The 19,003-nt window shown below is 66.9% G+C and carries 20 protein-coding genes; 10 read left to right on the forward strand and 10 right to left on the reverse strand.

What is annotated here, in order from left to right:
* The first annotated feature begins 64 nt into the window (after positions 1-64).
* From Q7T84_RS04610 to panB, 4 genes are read left to right on the forward strand one after another with little or no spacing between them, the layout of a single operon-like run.
* A complete protein-coding gene (locus tag Q7T84_RS04610; protein WP_304806531.1) occupies positions 65-436 on the forward strand; it encodes a DUF6249 domain-containing protein in 372 nt (123 codons plus the stop codon).
* A gap of 29 nt (positions 437-465) precedes the next feature.
* Complete coding sequence (locus Q7T84_RS04615; RefSeq protein ID WP_304806532.1) at positions 466-1,050, forward strand: RNA polymerase sigma factor; 585 nt, start codon at positions 466-468, stop codon at positions 1,048-1,050.
* Complete coding sequence (locus Q7T84_RS04620) at positions 1,043-1,423, forward strand: hypothetical protein (protein WP_304806534.1); 381 nt, start codon at positions 1,043-1,045, stop codon at positions 1,421-1,423. The genes Q7T84_RS04615 and Q7T84_RS04620 overlap by 8 nt, the downstream gene beginning before the upstream one ends.
* 2 nt (positions 1,424-1,425) lie before the next feature.
* On the forward strand, positions 1,426-2,253 hold the full coding sequence (gene panB / locus Q7T84_RS04625; protein ID WP_304806535.1) for a 3-methyl-2-oxobutanoate hydroxymethyltransferase: 828 nt from the start codon (positions 1,426-1,428) through the stop codon (positions 2,251-2,253).
* Here panB and Q7T84_RS04630 read toward each other — a convergent pair.
* The 3 genes from Q7T84_RS04630 to Q7T84_RS04640 form a co-directional block, all read right to left on the reverse strand.
* Positions 2,250-3,488: an RNA polymerase sigma factor gene (locus tag Q7T84_RS04630; RefSeq protein WP_304806536.1), complete on the reverse strand. Its 1,239-nt coding sequence runs from the start codon at positions 3,486-3,488 to the stop codon at positions 2,250-2,252. The two genes, panB and Q7T84_RS04630, sit on opposite strands and share 4 nt — an antisense overlap.
* Positions 3,485-3,850, reverse strand: a complete 366-nt coding sequence (locus Q7T84_RS04635) for a YciI family protein (protein ID WP_304806537.1) — start codon at positions 3,848-3,850, stop codon at positions 3,485-3,487. Before Q7T84_RS04635 ends, Q7T84_RS04630 begins: the two co-directional genes overlap by 4 nt.
* A 116-nt stretch (positions 3,851-3,966) precedes the next feature.
* Positions 3,967-4,227 carry a helix-turn-helix domain-containing protein gene (locus tag Q7T84_RS04640; RefSeq protein WP_304806539.1) on the reverse strand — a complete coding sequence of 87 codons (261 nt, stop codon included), beginning with the start codon at positions 4,225-4,227 and terminating at the stop codon, positions 3,967-3,969.
* Between the two features lie 193 nt (positions 4,228-4,420).
* Between Q7T84_RS04640 and Q7T84_RS04645 the strand changes: the two genes are divergently transcribed.
* The 5 genes from Q7T84_RS04645 (at position 4,421) to der (ending at position 10,407) form a co-directional block, all read left to right on the forward strand.
* Positions 4,421-5,683 (forward strand): dicarboxylate/amino acid:cation symporter, encoded by a 1,263-nt coding sequence (locus tag Q7T84_RS04645; protein ID WP_304806540.1) that lies wholly within the window; start codon positions 4,421-4,423, stop codon positions 5,681-5,683.
* Positions 5,680-6,369: a TetR family transcriptional regulator gene (locus Q7T84_RS04650; RefSeq protein ID WP_370653619.1), complete on the forward strand. Its 690-nt coding sequence runs from the start codon at positions 5,680-5,682 to the stop codon at positions 6,367-6,369. The genes Q7T84_RS04645 and Q7T84_RS04650 overlap by 4 nt, the downstream gene beginning before the upstream one ends.
* Positions 6,370-6,562: 193 nt before the next feature.
* The gene (locus Q7T84_RS04655; RefSeq protein ID WP_304806543.1) at positions 6,563-7,345 is read left to right on the forward strand and encodes a tetratricopeptide repeat protein; all 783 of its coding nucleotides are present in this window, start codon (positions 6,563-6,565) and stop codon (positions 7,343-7,345) included.
* Positions 7,342-8,733, forward strand: a complete 1,392-nt coding sequence (locus tag Q7T84_RS04660) for a PQQ-like beta-propeller repeat protein (protein ID WP_304806544.1) — start codon at positions 7,342-7,344, stop codon at positions 8,731-8,733. The genes Q7T84_RS04655 and Q7T84_RS04660 overlap by 4 nt, the downstream gene beginning before the upstream one ends.
* A gap of 21 nt (positions 8,734-8,754) precedes the next feature.
* Positions 8,755-10,407, forward strand: a complete 1,653-nt coding sequence (gene der, locus Q7T84_RS04665) for a ribosome biogenesis GTPase Der (protein ID WP_304806545.1) — start codon at positions 8,755-8,757, stop codon at positions 10,405-10,407.
* Here der and Q7T84_RS04670 read toward each other — a convergent pair.
* From Q7T84_RS04670 to radA, 5 genes are read right to left on the reverse strand one after another with little or no spacing between them, the layout of a single operon-like run.
* The gene (locus tag Q7T84_RS04670) at positions 10,355-11,104 is read right to left on the reverse strand and encodes an SDR family NAD(P)-dependent oxidoreductase (RefSeq protein ID WP_304806546.1); all 750 of its coding nucleotides are present in this window, start codon (positions 11,102-11,104) and stop codon (positions 10,355-10,357) included. The two genes, der and Q7T84_RS04670, sit on opposite strands and share 53 nt — an antisense overlap.
* Positions 11,097-12,095, reverse strand: coding sequence for a bile acid:sodium symporter family protein (locus Q7T84_RS04675; protein WP_304806547.1), 999 nt, complete (start codon positions 12,093-12,095; stop codon positions 11,097-11,099). Before Q7T84_RS04675 ends, Q7T84_RS04670 begins: the two co-directional genes overlap by 8 nt.
* Entirely contained in the window at positions 12,092-13,585 is a 1,494-nt protein-coding gene (purF, locus tag Q7T84_RS04680; RefSeq protein WP_304806549.1) for an amidophosphoribosyltransferase, read from the reverse strand. The genes Q7T84_RS04675 and purF overlap by 4 nt, the downstream gene beginning before the upstream one ends.
* Positions 13,582-14,211 carry a CvpA family protein gene (locus tag Q7T84_RS04685; RefSeq protein WP_304806550.1) on the reverse strand — a complete coding sequence of 210 codons (630 nt, stop codon included), beginning with the start codon at positions 14,209-14,211 and terminating at the stop codon, positions 13,582-13,584. The genes purF and Q7T84_RS04685 overlap by 4 nt, the downstream gene beginning before the upstream one ends.
* Positions 14,208-15,572 carry a DNA repair protein RadA gene (radA, locus tag Q7T84_RS04690; protein WP_304806551.1) on the reverse strand — a complete coding sequence of 455 codons (1,365 nt, stop codon included), beginning with the start codon at positions 15,570-15,572 and terminating at the stop codon, positions 14,208-14,210. Before radA ends, Q7T84_RS04685 begins: the two co-directional genes overlap by 4 nt.
* A 142-nt stretch (positions 15,573-15,714) precedes the next feature.
* On the opposite strand from radA, the gene Q7T84_RS04695 reads away from it, so the two are divergent.
* Complete coding sequence (locus tag Q7T84_RS04695; protein ID WP_304806552.1) at positions 15,715-16,902, forward strand: Yip1 family protein; 1,188 nt, start codon at positions 15,715-15,717, stop codon at positions 16,900-16,902.
* Here Q7T84_RS04695 and alr read toward each other — a convergent pair.
* Both alr and dnaB read right to left on the reverse strand, forming a co-directional pair.
* A complete protein-coding gene (alr, locus tag Q7T84_RS04700; RefSeq protein WP_304806553.1) occupies positions 16,899-17,993 on the reverse strand; it encodes an alanine racemase in 1,095 nt (364 codons plus the stop codon). The two genes, Q7T84_RS04695 and alr, sit on opposite strands and share 4 nt — an antisense overlap.
* Positions 17,994-18,033: 40 nt before the next feature.
* On the reverse strand, positions 18,034-19,003 hold a 970-nt coding region (dnaB, locus tag Q7T84_RS04705), incomplete at its 5' end, for a replicative DNA helicase (protein WP_304806554.1).

Here is a 19,003-nt window from a genome sequence, read left to right on the forward strand (position 1 = left end):
GAGCCGGCGCCTCTTCCTTTCAGAACGGGGCTAACAGGTCCACCAACGGAGAAAGGAGAAGTAGATGGAAATACTCGTCCCATTGGCGTTCTTCGCCATGATCGCCGCGATCGTCATCGTGCCGCGGTATCTCAAGAGCATTGAGCGCCAGAAGCTGCAGGACACCCTGCGCGCTTCGATCGAGAAGGGGGCCGAGTTGCCGCCCGAGGTCATCGCGGCGCTGACGAGCGACGTGAAGCCTCAGCCCTCGCCCTACCGCGATCTGCGCACCGGCGTGATCTGGCTCGGCGTGGCGGTCGCCTTCGTCGCCCTGGGCGCGGCGGTGAGTTTCGAGGAGCCTGACGCGCTCTATCCATTGCTCGGCGTGGCGGCGTTCCCGGGATTCATCGGCCTGGCCTTGATCGTGCTTTCGTTCGTCCAACGCGGCCGGCGCTAGCGGTAGGAAAAGTGGGGGAATAGCCCCTGATGTCGGGCTCTCAGAACACTAGGCTGGCCAATCTTCACGACGTGGAGCTAGCTGCTCTCGCGGCGGCGGGCGATCGTGCGGCTTTTGGTGAACTGGTCCGCCGACACGGCTCGGCGGTGCGCGGTCTGCTGCGCCGGATGGGCGCGCCCTCGGCCGAGGCCGACGATGTGGCGCAGGACGCCTTCCTGGTGGCGTTCGAGAGAATTTCAGAGTTCCGGGGGCAGGGCGCTTTCGTCGCCTGGGTGAAGAAGATTTCCGCTCGGCAGTATCTGCGCCGGCTGCAGCGCGAGCGCCGTCTCGCCAGCCTGGCCCTTGAAGCCGAGGAACAAGTCGATGTCGCCGCGCCGCGTGATCGCGCCGACCAGATTGATCTGGACGAGGCGTTGAGGTCGCTCGGAGCGGCCGAACGGATCTGCGTGTCTATGTGCTACGGCGCGGGCCTCTCCCATGCGGAGGCCGCCGACGCCTTGAATCTGCCGCTTGGTACGGTCAAATCCCATGTCAAACGTGGTGTGGAGAAGCTCAGAGCGCGATTGGCGCCGACCGCTGACGCCGCACTGGAAGGTAGGCGCGACAATGGCTGAGCTCGAATTCGAGCGCCGTCTCGAACGTCTCTTCAATGAGCCCCCAGCACTTTCCGGTGAAGGGGCTTTCGCCGCGTTGGTTGAGCAGAAATTGAACCGCGGCTGGACGCTTCGACGTGGGATCATCGGGGCGGCGGGTTTGGTCGGCGGCGTGGTCGGGGCCAGCCAGCTGATCATGTCCAATTTCATCGAACAGGTTGAAACGGCCTCCAAGGGGTCGACCCGGCTGATCGAGATGGGAATGTCGCAATGGGCGCCGCGTCTTGAGATGCTGTCGGCGCTCCCGGCCGGTTCATCCGTGGTATGGATCGCCGGAGGGATGGCCGTGTTGGCCATCGGCTTTGTCGTGACCCGTGTTCTCGAGGAGTTTTAGCCATGTCGGCTCAGCGTCAGGAAACTGTGAAGCGCGTCACCGCGCCAGATATCGCCGCGCGTAAGGGTGGCGTCCCGATCGTCAGCCTGACCGCCTACACAGCCCCGATGGCGGAGATCCTCGACGAGCATTGCGACCTGCTGCTGGTCGGCGATTCCGTTGGCATGGTCGTGCATGGCTTGCCAAACACGGTCGGCGTCACGCTTGAGATGATGATCATGCATGGCCAGGCGGTGATGCGCACCGCTCGCCGAGCCATGGTCGTGATCGACATGCCGTTCGGCTCCTACGAGGGCTCGCCAGAGGTCGCCTACGCGAACGCCGCCCGGATCATGAAGGAAACCGGCGCCCAGGCGGTGAAGGTCGAGAGCGGCGAGACGGTCGTCGCGACGATTGAGTATCTGGTCAAGCGCGGTATCCCGGTCATGGGCCATGTCGGCTTGCGCCCACAGGCGGTGTTGGTCGATGGCGGCTTCAAGGCCAAGGGCAAGGGCGCCGACGAACGCGCCCAGATCCTGGCCGAGGCCAAGGCCACCGCGGAGGCCGGCGCCTTCGCCATGGTGGTCGAGGGCGTGGCTGAGGGCCTGGCGCGCGAGATCACCGAAGCGGTCAGCGTGCCGACCATCGGGATCGGCGCCTCGGCGGGCTGCGACGGCCAGATCCTGGTGACCGACGACATGCTTGGCTTGTTCGATTGGACGCCGAAATTCGTGCGTCGCTACGGCGACCTGCGCGGGGAGATCAGCAAGGCGGTCGCCGGATACGCGGACGACGTGCGGGCCCGTCAGTTCCCCGGGCCGGCCGAGATCTACTTCGCCAAGGCTGGCTAGAACGCCGCGAGCTGGGCGAGCCGCGCTTCCAGGAAGCGCCGCTCGGCTGGCTGGCGCGCCAGTTTCAGGGCGCGCTGGTAGGAAAGCCGCGCCGCGTCGGCCAAGCCGAGCCGTCGCTGCATGTCGGCGCGTGCGGCGTGCGCCAGATGGTAGCCGTCAAGGCCGCCTTGTTCCAACACAGCCTCGATGGCGGCCAGCCCAGCCTCCGGCCCGTCACGCATCCCCACGGCGGCGGCGCGATTGAGCGCCACCACCGGCGATGGGGCCAGGCGATGCAATACGTCGTAGAGCGCGACGATCTGGGCCCAGTCGGTGTCGTCGGTGCTCGGCGCCTGCGCGTGAAGGCCGGCGATGGCCGCCTGCAGGAGGTAGGGGCCGGCGCGTCGCGAGGTTAGGGCCTGGTCAATCAGGCCTTGCGCCTCGGCGACTAGTCCGCGGGCCCACAACGATCGATCTTGATGCTCCAGCAAAACGATATCGCCGGCGGCATCGACGCGCGTGGTGCGGCGAGCGTCGTGCAACAGCATCAGGGCGAGTAGGCCGAACGTCTCGGGTTCGGGCAGGAGGCCGATCACCAGCCGGCCGAGCCGAATGGCTTCGGTCGAGAGATCCGCTCGTATCAGGTTGGGTCCCTCGGTGGCGGCATAGCCCTCGTTGAAGATCAGATAGATCACTTGCAGGACGCTATCGATCCGCGCGGGCAAGTCGGCGCGGCCCGGGATTTCATAGGCGATGGCCTCGTCGCGGATCTTGCCCTTCGCTCGGACGATGCGCTGGGCGATGGTCGGGGCGGGGGCCAGATAGGCCCGGGCGATTTCCTCGGTGCTCAGCCCGCCGACCTCCCGCAAGGTGAGGGCGGCGCGCGCGTCCGGCGGCAGGGAGGGGTGGCAGCAGATGAAGATCAGCCGCAGCTCGTCGTCCGAGATGAGCTGCGGCATGGCTGGCGGCTCCTCGGCGCCCGTCAGCGCCACCAGGTCGGGCAGGGCCGCGGTGAGCCGCGCCTGCCGCCGCCAGCGGTCGATCATCTTGAAGCGCCCGGTCGAGACCAGCCAGGCATGGGGATTGGCCGGAACACCCTCACGCGGCCATTGTGTCGCGGCGGCGGCGAAGGCTTCATGAAGGGCCTCCTCCGCCGCGTCAAAGCCGCCCAGCAGGCGGATCAGGGTCGCCAGCACGCGCCGCTTGTCAGTGCGGTAAGCGCCCTCCAGGGCGTCGCGTGCGGCGACCAGGCTCACAGTTCCGGACGAGGCTGGCTGAAGTCCACGACGGGCCTGACCTCGATGGAACCGATGGTCGCCAACGGATGACCGGCGGCGACGCGTGCGGCCTCATTGAGATCGGCGGCGTCGATCACGACGATCCCGCCCAGCATCTCCTTGGTTTCCATGAACGGGCCGTCGACCGTCGACATCTTCCCATCGCGCACCCGAACGGTGAGGGCGCCGTCCGGCATCTCAAGCGCTTCGCCGGTCACGAAGTGGCCGGTCTCCCTGAGCTTGTCGTCATGGTGCTCGCATTCGGCGAGGGCGGCGTTGGCCTCAGGGCCGCCGCCGAAGAGGATCTTGGGATCGTAGTAGATGAGGCAGGCGTAGCGCATGTTCGAACTCTCTGTCGTGGGGCGGTGAATGCGACTTGTCGTTCGGGGCCGCAGATATTCGACATGGCCGCGACATTTTCCCGAATATTTTGTCGAAGCGGCGCTGCGGCGCTGACCTAGAACGGCCGGATCTTCGAGACGTCTATCGCCGGTTCGAACAGGATGCGGGGCGAGACGTGCAGGGCGGCGGTCAGGGCGTGGAGTTGGGCCGAGCCCAGTCTTAGCCGGCCGTGTTCGGCCATGGAGAGTTCAGCGTGGCTGAGCTGGACCTCGTCGGCCAGCCGTTCGAGCCCGAGTCCACGGGCTTCCCGGATCGCTCTCAATCTTCGGCCGAGGACTTCGAGGTCCGCGTTCACCGGAGGCAGTGAGATGATCATTGCTCATCCCTCCCGTCGCCATCGCAGAAGCCAGACGACGGTGAAAGCTAGGACGAACAAGGATGGCTGCCAACCGAATTGAAAAGCCCATATGGAGGTCCTGGCGCCCGCGGCGGGGGCGAAATTGGGTCGCGATTTCAATCAGGACGAAAACCAGTTCCGACTTTGGCCGTCGTCGCACTAGGTTCGCGTGATGGCCAAGCTACCGACAGCGTTCCGTTTCGTGGGCGCGCAACCAACCTTGCGGATCGTGTTCAGTCTCGTGGCCGGTCTGTGCATGGGCGCGGCCATGGCCGGGCATCCGCTCATGGCGCGGATTCTGGCCGTGGCGGATCCGGTCGGCGGCATGTGGCTCGACGCATTGCGCATGACCATCGTGCCCCTGGTGTTCTCGTTGCTGGTCGTGGGCGTCGCCTCGGCGGCGGGGACCGCGGCGGCGGGGGGAACAGCGGCGCGCGCGCTAGGCCTGTTCGCCTTGCTATTGCTCGGCTCGGCGACCTTCGCGGCCATCGCCGTCACCGGCGTGCTGGCGGTCTGGCCAGCCCCGATCGAGGCGGTGGCGGGGCTTCGCGACGCCGCCGGACACTCGAGCGCCAAGGTTCCCGACTTCCCCGCCATGTCCGCTTGGCTGCGGGCCTTCATTCCGACCAACCCGATCCAGGCCGCCGCCGAGACGAGCATCGCGCCGATGGTGGTGTTCGCGCTGCTGTTCGGTCTGGCGGTCACACGGATCAAGACCGAGCTGAAAACCGCCCTGCTGCAGGTCTTCGACGGCATCGTGGAAGCGATGCTGGTCCTCGTCCACTGGGTCCTGCTGCTGGCGCCCATCGGGGTGTTCGCCCTGGCTTTGATGGTCGGTGCCAAGGCGGGCTTTGGGGCCGTCGGCGCGCTCGGCCACTATATCTTACTGCTGTCGGGGGTGTGTATCGCGATCGCCCTGCTGGCCTATCTGATCGCGCTGCTGGCGGGAGTCTCATTGTTTTCCTTCGCCAGGGCCGTGGCTCCGGCCCAGGCGGTGGGGTTCTCGACCCAGTCGTCCATCGCTTCGCTGCCGGCGATGATCGAGGGCGCGCAGCAGTTGGGGGTCCCCGAGCATATCCGGGCCGTCGTACTGCCCCTGGCCGTCTCGCTCTTCCGGATATCGAGCCCGGCGGCGAATTTGAGCGTCGCGATCTACTGCGCCCACGTCTACGGCGTGCACCTGAATCCCGCCGTCCTGGTGGCCGGGATCGCGGTGGCGGCCGTCATCAGCCTGGCCTCGGTCGGACTGCCCGGCCAGATCACCTTCTTCACCACCACCGGGCCGATTTGCCTGATCATGGGGGTGCCGCTTGATCTGCTGCCGATCCTGCTGGCGGTGGAGACGATCCCGGACATCTTCCGGACCGTGGCCAATGTGACCGCCGACGTCGCGGTCACCTGCCTAGCCAAGGGCGCAGAGGACGACGACGCGTGAGCCGCGCCGCGCCGACGCCGCCGTCCCTAGGGCGCGGCCGCCGCCGAAAGGGGGAAGGGGCCGATTTGCGCGCCGTGATCCTGGACGCTGCCGAACTGCTCTTCGCCGGGCACGGTTTCCACGGGGTCACCACCCGCCAGGTCGCCGCGGAGGCCGGCGTCGACACCGCCCTGATCCACTATTATTTCGGCACCAAACGCGGGTTGTTCGATGCAGTCTTCTCACGCCGGGCCGAGATCCTGAACGCCGAACGCCTGGTGGCCATGGCCGCCTATGAGGCCGCATGTCCTGGCGCAATGACCACGCGCGGCGTGATGGAGGCCTTCATCGGGCCGCTGATCGAGCGTTCATTGACCGGAGAGGCGGGCTGGAAGAACTATTTCCGGCTGGTGGCGCTGGTCAACAACACCCCGGCTTGGGGCGGGGAGACGATGAACCGGTTCTTCGACCCGGTGGTCCACCAGTTGGTCGCCGTGTTGAAGCGGACCATGCCCGAGGCGGAGCTCGAAGACCTCTATTGGGGCTATCAGTTCCTGACCGGGTCGATGATGCTGGCCCTCTCCGAAACTGGACGGATCGACCAGCTCTCGGGCGGTCTTTGCCGTTCGCGGGACCTGGAGGCGGTGAGGACGCGGTTGTTTGACTATTGCGCAGCCGGCTTCGAGGCGATCGTGAAGCCTCGCTAGGGGACGCGGGGCGTGAAACATGCGATCTAATCGCGGCTGGATTCTATCTGTTGAGCACCTTGTTCTTCGATGGCGCGGCCACCGTGATGACGCGCGACGAGGTCGAATGACCGGGAGCGTTGCAGCCACGGCTCCGCCGCTATAGGTTCCGCCGCTCTGAACCCAAACGCCCATTCGCGCGGAGTCCCCTTACGTGGTTGATGTCTTTGAAGAGGTCGAGGAGCAACTCCGCACCGACCGCTACAAGGCGCTTGCGCTGAAAATCCTGCCCGTGGTCGGCGGCCTGTTGGTCATCGCCCTGGTCATCGCGCTGGCTGTCTGGGGCTACCAGCACTTCCGAAACCAAGCCGCGGCCAAGGCTTCGGAGCAATACGCGCAGGCGATCGAGTCTTTTAACGCCGGGCGTCGCGACGAGGCGATCAGCCTGTGGAGCGAGGTCAGCAAGGGCTCGTCCAAGGCCTACAAGGCCCTGTCGCTGCAGCACCTTGGCGGCCTGAAACTGGCCGATAACAAGACCGCGGAAGCCGTGAAGCTGTTCGATGAGGCCGCAGAGGCCGCGCCGAACGACATTCTCGGCGATTCGGCTCGCCTCAAATCCGCCTTCGCCTTGCTGGACACGGCTCCTTACAAGGACATGGAGGCGCGCCTGACGCCGCTTACGAAAGAAGGCCGTCCCTATCGCGCTGAAGCTCGCGAAGCGCTCGCCTTCTCCAAGCTGATGGCTGGCGATCTCGCCGGCGCGCGCAGCGACTTCAGCTTGATCACGCTGATGGCCGACGCGGGCGAAGCCGCCCGGGCTCGCGCCCAGGCTGGCCAGGCCCTGATCGATTCCGGCTCGGCCAAGGCCGTGCCGGCCGCCGTGAAGGCCGCCTTGGCCCTGCCGCCGCCCGTTCAAATTCCGCCTGGCGCGCTCGCGCCTGGCGCTCCCCAATCCGCCCCGCCTGCGCAACAACAGCCAGCCCCCGGACCCCAATGACGCATATGCGCCGTACCAGCCTGCTTGCTCTCCTTCTCACGGCCAGTGTCGCCGTGAGCGGCTGCTCGTCGATCAGCAAGATGAACCCCTTCAACAAGGGTGACGACGGTCCGACGGAAACGGCGGCCGAGGGCGAGCGCATCGCCATCGTGGCGGCTGACCAGACGCTGGAAGTGGCCGAAGCCCTGAAGGGCGCCGACTTCTTCCTGCCGACGCCTGAGGTCAATGCGAGCTGGTCCCAGGCTGGCGGTTCGCCCGATCAGACGACAAACCATCCGGAAGCCGGCGGTTCGTTGAGCGTCGCCTGGAAGCGTGGCTTTGGCGACGGCTCCAATCGCGGCTCTCACGTCACCGCTCCGCCGGTGGCGGCCGACGGCAAGGTGTTCGTGATGGATGGCGGGGCCGCGGTCTCGGCCATCGATGGTCAAACCGGAGCGGTGCTCTGGAAAGCTGATCTGCGTCCGGGCTCGCGCCGGGACAAGGAAGCCTTTGGCGGCGGCCTGGCCTTCGTCGACGGCAAGCTCTACGTCACATCCGGCTACCGCTTCGCGGCCCAGCTCGACGCCAACACCGGCGCCGTGCTGTGGAAAACCACCACCGAGCAGCCGCTGCACGCCGCGCCGACCGTTTCGGGCGGTCGCCTGTTCGTGGTCGCGGTGGACAACACCCTGCTGACCTTCGACACGGCCACCGGCGCGGCCGGCTGGAACTATCAGGCGCTGTCGGAGCCCGCCCGCATCCTGGCGGCGTCGAGCCCGGCCGTGGCCGGCGACACCGTCGTGGCGTCGTTCGGTTCGGGTGAACTGGTCGCCCTGCGCGCGGCCAACGGCAACGACCTGTGGAACGAGGCGCTCAGCCGCGCCAACCGCAACAACGCCCTGTCCGAGATCCGCGACATCGCCGGCCGTCCGGTTATCTATCAAGGCGACGTGTTCGCGGTGAGCCATTCGGGCGTCTTCGCGGCGACCGACCTGCGCACCGGCCAGGCGCGCTGGAGCCTGCCGGTGACCGGCATCACCACCCCTTGGCCGGCGGGCGACGTCGTCTATGTCGTCTCCAAGGCCGGCGAAGTGATCTGCGTCGCTCGTGAAAGCGGCCAGATCTACTGGATCCGCGATCTCGGCGAAGGCCGCGAAAAGCGCGCGGGCGGCTTCATGGGCGTCGGCAAGAAGAACTTCACCACCCGGCCGATCTGGTCGAGCCCGCTGCTGGCCTCCAACCGCGTGATCGTGGCGGGGCAGACCGGCGAACTGGTGGCGTTGAATGCGAGAACCGGGGAGGTCGAAAAGACCGTCAACCTCGGCTCGCCGACGCTGCTTGGCCCGATCGCGGCCAATGGTACCATCTATGTCGTGACGGATGAGGCTCAACTCATCGCGCTGCGCTAAACTCGGATAGAGCGTGACGCCATGCCCATGCGGCTTGCAATTGTAGGGCGTCCGAATGTCGGTAAGTCGACGCTGTTCAACCGACTGGCGGGCCGCAAGCTCGCCATCGTCGATGACCAGCCCGGCGTTACCCGCGACCGGCGCTTCGGCACCGGTCGAATCGGCGACCTGGACCTAGAACTGATCGACACCGCCGGCTTCGAGGACGTCACTGACGACAGCCTCGAATCCCGCATGCGTCAGCAGACGATTTTGGCCATCGAAGAGGCCGACGTCGCGCTGTTCGTCGTCGACGCCCGCGATGGCGTGACGCCGATGGACGAGGTGTTCGCCGAAATCCTGCGCCGGCACGACAAGCCGGTGATCCTCGCGGCCAACAAGGCCGAGAGCAAGGCCAGCAACGTCGGCGTCAATGAGGCCTTCGAGCTTGGTCTTGGTGAACCGATCGCGATCTCCGCCGAGCACGGCGAGGGCATGGCCGACCTCTACCAGGCGCTGCTCGCCGTCTGGCCCGAGATCGACGACGAAGCCGATGAAGAGGGCGAGAAGCCCATCCGCATCGCCATCGTCGGCCGTCCGAACGCCGGCAAGTCGACTCTGGTCAATAAGCTGATCGGCGAAGACCGGCTGCTGACTGGTCCCGAGGCGGGCATCACCCGTGACGCCATCCCGGTCGACTGGACCTGGGACGACCGCGCCGTGCGGCTGGTCGACACCGCTGGCCTGCGCCGCAAGGCCAAGGTCCAGGAAAAGCTCGAGAAGCTCTCCACCGGTGACACAATCCGGGCGATCACCTTCGCCGAGATCGTGATCCTGGTGATGGACGCCACCCACCCGTTCGAAATCCAGGACCTGCAGATCGCCGACCTGGTCGAGCGTGAGGGCCGCGGGCTGGTCTTCTGCCTGGCCAAGTGGGACCTGATCGAAAACCAGGGCGCGACCCTGAAGGAGATCACCGAGGAGGCTGGCCGTCTGCTGCCGCAGCTTCGCGGATCGCCGGTCATCGCGCTTTCGGCCGAGACGGGGCGTCACCTCGACCGGCTGATGCCGGCGGTGTTCAAGGTCCACAACGACTGGTCGACCAAGGTGAAGACCCGCGACCTGAACGACTGGCTGAAGATGGCGCTGGAGCGTCACCCGCCGCCCGCCGTCGGCGGGCGTCGCGTGAAGCCGAAGTACATGGCGCAGACCAAGGCGCGCCCGCCAACCTTCGTACTGTTCGCCAGCCGCGCCGACCAGTTGCCCGACCACTATCGCCGCTACCTAATCAACTCGCTGCGTGAGAGCTTCGAGATGCCGGGCGTGCCAATGCGGCTGACCGTCAAGTCGACGAAGAACCCCTATGCCGAGGGCGAGGACAAGGGCGGCCCGGCGCCGCGTTCACGCGTCCCCAACTTCGCGCCCAAGCTGGGCAAGAAGGTCGTGGAGCCGAAGGGCGTCGCCCGCACGCGCCTCGGCATGGCGCCTCTCGCCGACCCCGTTGTCGAGGCCGCCGAGAAGGTCAAGGCCAAGCCGAAACCGAAGGTGAAGCCGCGGAGCAAGCTGCTCTCGCCTGGCAAGCTGAAGGTGGGCGCGGGCCCAACGCCGAAGGGCCGCGCGCAGAAGCTCAATCGCCCCGGCGTTAAGCCGAAGCGAGCTTCCCGGCCGCTTTCCAATCGGAAAAACGGACGTTGACCTTGGGCAGGCCCAGGTCCGCCTGAGCCAGTTCGACGATCAGCGGGCCGATTTCCGAGGGGTGGGGCAGGCTCATCGGATCCTCGCCCGGCATGGCCTCGGCGCGCATCTGGGTCCGCATCGTGCCCGGATCGACCAGCATGGCGCGAATGTCGGTGTTCTCGAGCTCGTCGGCCCAAGTCCGGACCAGATGCTCGAGCGCGGCCTTTGACGCGCCATAGGGGCCCCAGAACGCCTTCGGACGCTCGACGCGGCCCGTGGTGAAGAAGATGCCGCGGCCGGCGGTGGATTCCCGCAGCAGGCGCTCGGTCGAGCGGATCAGGCGATAGCTCGCGGTGACGTTGGTGGCGAACACCTTGTCCCACATGCTCGGATCGATGTGCGAGACCGGCGTCAGGCCGCCGAGGATCGCGGCGGCGTGGACGAGGATGTCCAGGCGCTGGAAACGCTGGTGGATGGCCAGGCCCAGGGCGTCGATGTCGTTACCCTTGGTCAGGTCGAGCGGCACCAGGGTGGCCGGCTTGCCGGTCGCGGTCTTGATCTCGTCGTCCAGCTCTTCCAGCGCGCCCTGGCTGCGGCCAACGGCGACGACGTGGGCGCCGGCCTGGGCGAGCGCCAGGGCGCTGGCGCGGCCAATGCCGCGAGTGGCGCCGGTGACCAGGGCGATGCGGCCGTCGAGGGGAAGTGTCTCAGTCATGACTTTGCTCTTGAAGCGGGCGTTTGGCGTAGCGCTGCGCCAGTGCGGCGCAGACCATGAGTTGGAACTGGTGATAGAGCATCACCGGCAGAAGCACGAACCCAACCGTCGCGGCGGGGAACAGCACGCCGGCCATCGGCACGCCGGCCGCCAGGCTCTTGTTGCAACCGGCGAAGGCGATGGCGATTTCGTCTTCCGTCGAGAAGCCGCGGGTCCGCGCGACCCAAATCATGAAGCCGAGCGATAGGGCCAGCAGGGCCAGGCAAATGGCGATGATCCGGGCGAGATCCCAGGCGGTGACCTGGCTCCAGATGCCGGCGACCACGGCGCCGGAAAAGGCGTTGTAGACCACCAGTAGGATCGAGCCGCGATCGGTCAGGCTCAGCGGCTTGGCATATTTCTGGATCCAGCCAAGGATCCAGCGACGCAGGACTTGGCCGGCGATGAACGGGACCAGCAGTTGCAGCAGGATCGCCTCGATCGACGACAGCGATAGCGAGCCGCCTTCAGCGCCAAGCAGCAGCCCGACCAGCAGCGGGGTCAGGAACATGCCGAGCAGGTTGGAGGCCGAAGCCCCGCAAACCGCGGCCGGCACGCTGCCCCGAGCGATGGCGGTGAAGCTGATCGCCGACTGAATCGTGGAGGGCAGGCAAGCGAGATAGACCAGGCCCGGCGCCAGGGCGGCGGGCACGATCCAGCCGGGCAACGACGCGGCGCCAAGACCCATGACGGGCCACAGGATGAAGGTGGTGGCGAGCACCAGGCCGTGCAGCCGCCAGTGCAGCAAGCCCTTGAGCACGGCGTCGGGGCTAAGCTTCGCGCCATGCAGGAAGAAGACCAGCGCGATGCTGATCTTCGTCAGATTGGAGACCAGGTGGGCGGCCTCGCCACGCGCGGGCAGGATGGAGGCGAGCACCACCATCCCCACGATCGCGGCGATGTACCAATCGAGGCCTAGCTTCTTGAGCCAGGCCGCCGGCCTTGAACTCACGCGTCGACCAGGAACGACAATTGACGGTCGGCGCCGTCGTTGCGGCCCTCGGCGATCTCGCGATCCAGAAGGCGGGTCGGATAGTCACCGGTGAAATAGTGGTCGGTGAACTGCGGGTTGGCGGGGTCCCGCGGCTCGGACTGCATGGCGGCGTAGAGGCCATCGACCGACAGGTAGCCCATCGAGTCGACGCCCAGGATCTTGGCGATTTCCTCGACCGACTTGTTGGCCGCCAGCAGGTGCTCGCGATCAGGCATGTCGATGCCGTAGTAGTCGGGCCACATGATCGGCGGCGAGGCCGAGCGCAGGTGCACCTCGGCGGCGCCGGCCTCACGAACCATGCGCACGACGCGGACGGAGTTGGTGCCACGGACGATCGAGTCGTCGATCAGCATCACCCGTTTGCCAGCCAGCACGCTGCGGTTCGGCGAGAGCTTCATGCGCACGCCCAGTTCGCGAGCGCCCTGGGTCGGCTGGATGAAGGTCCGGCCGACATAGTGGTTGCGGATGATGCCCATTTCGAAGGGCACGCCGGTTTCCTGCGAATAGCCGAGGGCGGCGGGAACGCCGGAGTCAGGCACGGGAACGACGACGTCCACCGGGACGTGGCTTTCCTGCGCCAGGCGACGGCCCATGCGCTTGCGCACATCATAGACCGAGCGGCCGTTCACGACCGAGTCCGGACGGGCGAAGTAGACGTATTCGAAGATGCAGGGGCGGGCGCGGGCGGCCGGGAAGGGTTTCAGGCTGCGGATGCCCTTGTGGTCGATCACGACCATTTCGCCGTGCTCGATGTCGCGGACGAACTTGGCGCCGATCATGTCGAGGGCGCAGGTCTCCGAGGCTAGGACCGCCTTGCCGTCGAGATCGCCGAGCACCAGCGGGCGGATGCCCAGCGGGTCGCGCACGCCGATCAGTTTCTTGTTGGTCAGGGCCACCAGGGCGTAGCCGCCCTCGATCTTGGACAGGGCGTCGATGAAGCGGTCGACGAACTTGGCTTTCCGCGAGCGGGCCAGCAGGTGGAGGATCACTTCGGAGTCGGAGGTCGACTGGAAGATGGCCCCTTCGACGACCAGCTGTTCGCGCAGGGTCAGGAAGTTGGTGAGGTTGCCGTTGTGGGCCAGGGCGACGCCGCCGGCCTCAAGATCGGCGAACATCGGCTGGACGTTGCGGATGAAGCTGCCGCCAGCGGTCGAATAGCGCGTGTGGCCGATGGCCGAGTGGCCGGGCAGGCGATCCACCAGGTCGGCCCCGGCGAAGGCGTCGCCGACATGACCCATATGGCGCTCGGTGTGGAAGCGCTGGCCATCGAAGACCGCGATGCCGCAGGCCTCTTGGCCACGATGCTGCAGGGCGTGCAAACCCAAAGCGGTGATCGCCGCGGCGGCGGCCGTATCGTATACGCCGAACACGCCGCACTCGAGACGAGGAGTGTCGTCGTCAGGATCCCGGAAGGTCGGCTCGCGCCATCGATCTTGATCCTGAGTCATCGGGATTTCTCCACCAGATCGTCTAGCCCGCGTCGTTCGCGGGGGTCATAGCCTTGGGCGTCGCGAGAGTCACGTTGATCGGTCGTCGAACCTTCACGCACCGCGCTTTCAAGGGACGGGGCGAACTTATCAGCCATGTCTAAGCCCTTGGGCGCGAAGGCTTTTAGGATTTCGCCTGACGTCTTGGTCAGTGGGTAAAACGCCGCACCGGTCATCCATTTCGGAACTCGGTCCGGAGGCGTCGCGGCGTTGAAGGCCAAATACAAAGCTCCGAGCACCACCAAGGCGCGTAGAAGTCCGAATCCCAATCCGACGGTACGATCCAGGATGCCGAGCACTTGGGTGCTCTGCACGCCGCGGGCAAGGCCGCCGCCGGCGATCCGAAGTGCGGCATAAACGACCACGAAGACGATCAGGCCGGCGAGGACGGTTCCGACCCAGTCAGGATCGATCAACTCGCGCCCGATGGGGCCAGACCAGCGAAGGCCATAGATCGCGACGACCGCCGCCAGCACGAAGGACAGGGCGCGCACCATCTCGCGCGTGGCGCCGCTGACGAAGCCGAAGCCAGCCGAGACCACCAGGATCGCCAGGACGACAATATCAAACCAAGGCAAGCCGTTCATTCCCATTGGTTTTCACCAATACGCCCGATCGCGTCGGCCAGGCGCGTCACGCCATGTATCTTCATCGCGCCGCCGTCCAAGTCCTTCGGGCCGAGCACGCGCTTGAAGCCAAGCTTGGCGGCTTCCTTCATGCGGCCCTCCATGCGGCTGACCGGCCGGATGTCGCCTGACAGGCTGATCTCGCCGAAGACCACGCAGTCCTGGGGTAGGGCTTGGTCCAGGGCCGAGGAGGCGAGGGCGGCGGCGGCGGCGAGGTCGGCGGCAGGCTCGCTGACCCGCAAGCCGCCCGCGACGTTGAGATAGACATCACGATTGCCCAGTGAAAGCCCGCATCGGGACTCGAGCACCGCCAGCACCATCGCCAGCCGTCCGGAGTCCCAACCGACCACGGCGCGCCGGGGCGTGCCATAGGCCGATGGGGCGACCAGGGCTTGGAACTCGACCAGGACGGGGCGGGAGCCCTCGATGCCGGCGAACACCGCCGCGCCGGCCGCGCGCTCGCCCGAGGTGTCGAGGAACAGCGCCGAGGGGTTTGTCACCTCGCCGAGGCCGGCGTCGCCCATCTCGAACACCCCGATCTCGTCGGTGGCGCCAAAGCGGTTCTTGACCCCGCGCAGGATGCGGAACGGATAGCCGCGCTCACCCTCGAACGAGAGGACGGCGTCGACCATGTGCTCAATCACCCGTGGACCAGCGATCGTGCCTTCCTTGGTGACGTGACCGACCAGGATCACCGCGACGCCATGCTTCTTGGCCAGGCGAACCAGTTCGCCCGTCGCGGCCCGCACCTGGGTCACGGAACCTGGCGCGGCTTCGTGGGCGTCGCTCCACATGGTCTGAATGGAGTCGATGACCACGAGGTCGAATTTCTCGCGCTTCAGGCTCTCCAGGATGTCTCGCAGCGAGGTCTCGGTCGCCAGCCGCACGGGAGCGTCGGCCAGTCCCATCCGTTGGGCGCGGCCGCGCACCTGCTCGATGGCTTCTTCGCCGGAGATGTAGGCGCAGCGCACGCCGCGCCGGGCGGCGCTGGCCGCGACCTGCAACAGCAAGGTCGACTTCCCAACGCCGGGGTCGCCGCCCAGCAGGATCGCCGAACCGGGCACCACCCCGCCGCCGCAGACACGGTCGAACTCATCGACCCCCGTCGAGAGCCGAGGCGGCGCCGGCGTCGACTCGTCCAGCCCCTGGAACGCGAGCCCGCGCCCGCGGGCGCTGCGGCTGGGCGCCAGGGCGCCAGGCGGGCGCGTCTGGACTTCCTCGCTGAGGGAATTCCAGGCGTTGCACGCAGGGCATTGGCCAGCCCACTTGGTCTGCGTGGCACCGCAGGACTGACAGACATAGACGGCGCCGTCGCGGGCCATGCGTACTCTCTGATTCGGGTAAAGCAGCAGTCTAGCCGCGCCGGGCGGCCAAGTCCGTCGCGGTGAAGTTGTTGCTCGTCGCAACCCATGGGATAGATTCGCAAGACGCGGTTATCGCGTTGGGCTTTGCAGGGCGGACAATATGAGCGCGGTAGAACCAGGATCGGCCAGTGCTGGCCTTGTCGAACGGGTCAAATCCATTCTGTTGAAGCCATCGTCGACGTGGGACGTCATCGATGCGGAGCCGGCGACGATCGGCGGCCTCTACAAGGGATATGTCATTCCCCTGGCCTTGATCCCGGCGGTTGCGGGTCTGATCGGCTCCGTCGTGTTCGGCTTCGGCGCCTTTGGGATCACCTTCAAGCCCTCGATCCTCAGCGCGGTGCTCGGCGCTGCGGTGGGCTTCGGCGCGACGCTGCTGGGTGTCTATCTCCTGGCGCTGATCATTGATGGCCTAGCCCCGACCTTCGGCGGCGAGAAGAACCGTATTCAGGCGTTCAAGGTCGCGGCCTATGCCGGAACCGCGTCCTGGGTCGCCGGTATCTTTGAGATCTACCCGCCGCTGGGGATCTTGGGGTTGCTCGGGCTCTACAGCCTGTTCCTGCTCTTCAAGGGGCTGCCTCGGCTAATGAAGACGCCGGAGGGCAAGGCCATGCCCTACACCATCGTGGTGATCATCGCCGCCCTGGTCCTGGGGATCATTGTCGGAGCCATCGTCAGCCCGATCATGCGAATGGGTATGGGCTCGGGTTCGGGTCTGATCGCCGGAGCGCCAGCGGCCGGAACGGTTGATATCGGCGGCAAGTCGGTCGATCTCGCCAAGTTGGAAGCGGCCTCCAAGCAAATGGAGGCCGCGGCCAAGCAATTGGAGAACGGTGAGGGGCCCGCCCCGACCAATCCCGATGTCCTCAAGGCCTATCTGCCGGAAAACATCGCCGGCTATTCTCGGACCGAACTGACCAGCGGATCAGGCGGCGTCGCTGGCATGTCCGGATCGCAGGCCGAGGGCGCCTACGCCAAGGGGCCGATAGCCTTCCGGCTCACCATCGTTGACATGGGCGCGGCGGGCGCCTTGGCTGGGATGGCCGGGGCCTTCAACGTGCAGTCGTCCAGCGAAAGCGACGACAGGTACGAGAAGATTGGCAAGGTTGATGGCCGGATGACCCAGGAGTCCTATGACAAGGCCTCCAAGCACGGCGAGTACAGCGTGCTGGTCGGCGACCGGTTCATGGTCGCCGCCAAGGGCGACGGGGTCAGCATGGACGAACTGAAGGCCGCCGCCGCCGCCGTGGGGCTGGCCCGTCTCGAGGCGCTGGCCAAGGCCGGCTAGACCTCTCCGAGATAGATCCGCTCGGCCCGGCCGCCGAGGCGCACGAGACATTCGTGCGCCACGGTGCCCGCGGCCGTGGCGATGTCGTCCAGCAGGACGTTGGGACCCAGCAACTCCACCCAGTCGCCGATGCGGGCCGGTGCGTCGCCGATATCGAGCGCGATGAGGTCCATGGTCACGATGATGACCGCGCGCCGCGCCCCGGCCAGCCAGCCATAGCCGCCGTTCCGGGACGCCCGGATGATGCCGTCCGCGTAGCCCGCGCCGACCACGGCGATCCGGGTCGGCTTGTCGATCACGGTGTTGGAGCCGTAGCCGATCATTTCGCCGGGCTCGACATTGCGGATGTAGAGGATCGGCGCCTCGAACTTGGCGACCGCGCGCAGGCGCGGGTCCGGGCGCTCCTCCGGTCCGCCGCCATAGAGGCTGATGCCTGGCCGGATGAGGTCGTTGCGATAGTCCGGCCCCAGCATGATGCCGGCCGAGGCCGCGAAGCTGGCGCGGACGCCTGGGAACAGGTTTCGAACCTGGGCGAACCGGCCCAGTTGAAGTTGATTGCGCGGATCGGCGGGGCTGGTGGCCGAGCCGAGGTGGCTCATGACCAGGCGAAGATCCAATCCGCGAAGCCGGTCGCCCGATTGGGCCACGGCCCGCGCCTCGGCCAGGGTCAGCCCCTGACGGTTCATGCCCGTGTCGACCTGCAGGGCGACGCTGAGCACATGCCCCGACGCCGCGGCGAAGGCGGTGGCGGCCTCGATCTGCGGCAGGCTGGACAGCACCGGCGTGAGGCGCGCGGCCGCGAGGCGGGGACCAGAGCCGGCCAGAAAGCCGTCGAGCACGTAGATGGTGGCGGGATGCTCGGCGCCGAGCGCGGTCCGCAGGTTCTCGCCTTCGGAAAGACGGGCGACGAAGAAGCCCTGGGCGCCCTCGGCCCAGAGCCGGCGGGCCAACGGCCCGGCGCCCAGGCCATAGCCGTCGGCCTTGATGACCGGCGCGGCGTCAGCCCCGGGCGCCTGAGCCCGCAGGACCGCGAAATTATGGGCGAGCGCGTCGAGATCGATGGTCAGGCGCGCGGAGGTGGGAAGAGACATCGCCCGTCCCATAGCCGAGGCGGCGGCGCCAGGCGACGCCTTACTCGTCGGGAGCGAAGAACTGGCTGTGCGCCAGGTTTCCGAACTTGGTGATGTCTTCGTTGAAGGACAGCCGCACGGTGCCGATGGGACCGTGACGTTGCTTGGCGATGATGACGTCGGCGGTGCCTCTGACCTTGTCCATGTCTTCCTGCCAGGTCAGGTGCTCGGGCGTACCTTCGCGCGGCTCGGAGCGGCCGAGATAGTAGCTCTCGCGGTAGATGAACATGACCATGTCGGCGTCCTGTTCGATCGAACCCGATTCCCGAAGGTCGGAAAGTTGCGGGCGCTTGTCCTCGCGGTTTTCGACCTGACGCGACAGCTGCGACAGGGCGATGACGGGAACCGACAGTTCCTTGGCCAGGGCCTTCATCGACTGGGTGATCATCGAGACTTCCTGCACCCGGTTGTCGCTCTTGCCCTCGCCACCGGTGACCAGCTGCAGGTAGTCAATGACGATCAGGTCCAGGCCGTGGGTCCGCTTCAGGCGGCGCGCGCGGGCGGTCAGCTTGGCGATAGTCAGGCCGCCGGTGGCGTCGATGAACAGCGGGGCGTCCTGGATTTCCAGGGCCGCGTCCCGCAGGCGCCCGAACTCCAGGGCGTCGATCTCGCCCTTACGCAGACGGTCGCCGGAGACGCCGGACACTTCAGCGAGCAGACGCATGGCGAGTTGCTCGGCCGACATTTCCAGCGAGAAGAAGGCCACGACGCCGCCGGCGACGGTCTTCTTGGTGCCGTCCGGTTGCGGCTCCCAGGCGTAGTTGCGGGCGACGTCGAACGCCACGTTACAGGCGAGCGAGGTCTTACCCATCGACGGACGCGCCGCCAGGATCAGCAAGTCGGAGGGGTGCAGGCCGCCGATCTTGCGGTCGAGGTCGGCCAGCCCGGTCGAGATCCCGGCGAGGCCCCCGTCACGGGCATGGGCCTCGGCGGCCATGGTGACGGCGCCGTGGAGAGCGTCGGCGAAGGGC

The organism is Phenylobacterium sp., from assembly GCF_030654915.1.
In the GTDB taxonomy this organism is placed as follows: Bacteria; Pseudomonadota; Alphaproteobacteria; order Caulobacterales; family Caulobacteraceae; genus Phenylobacterium.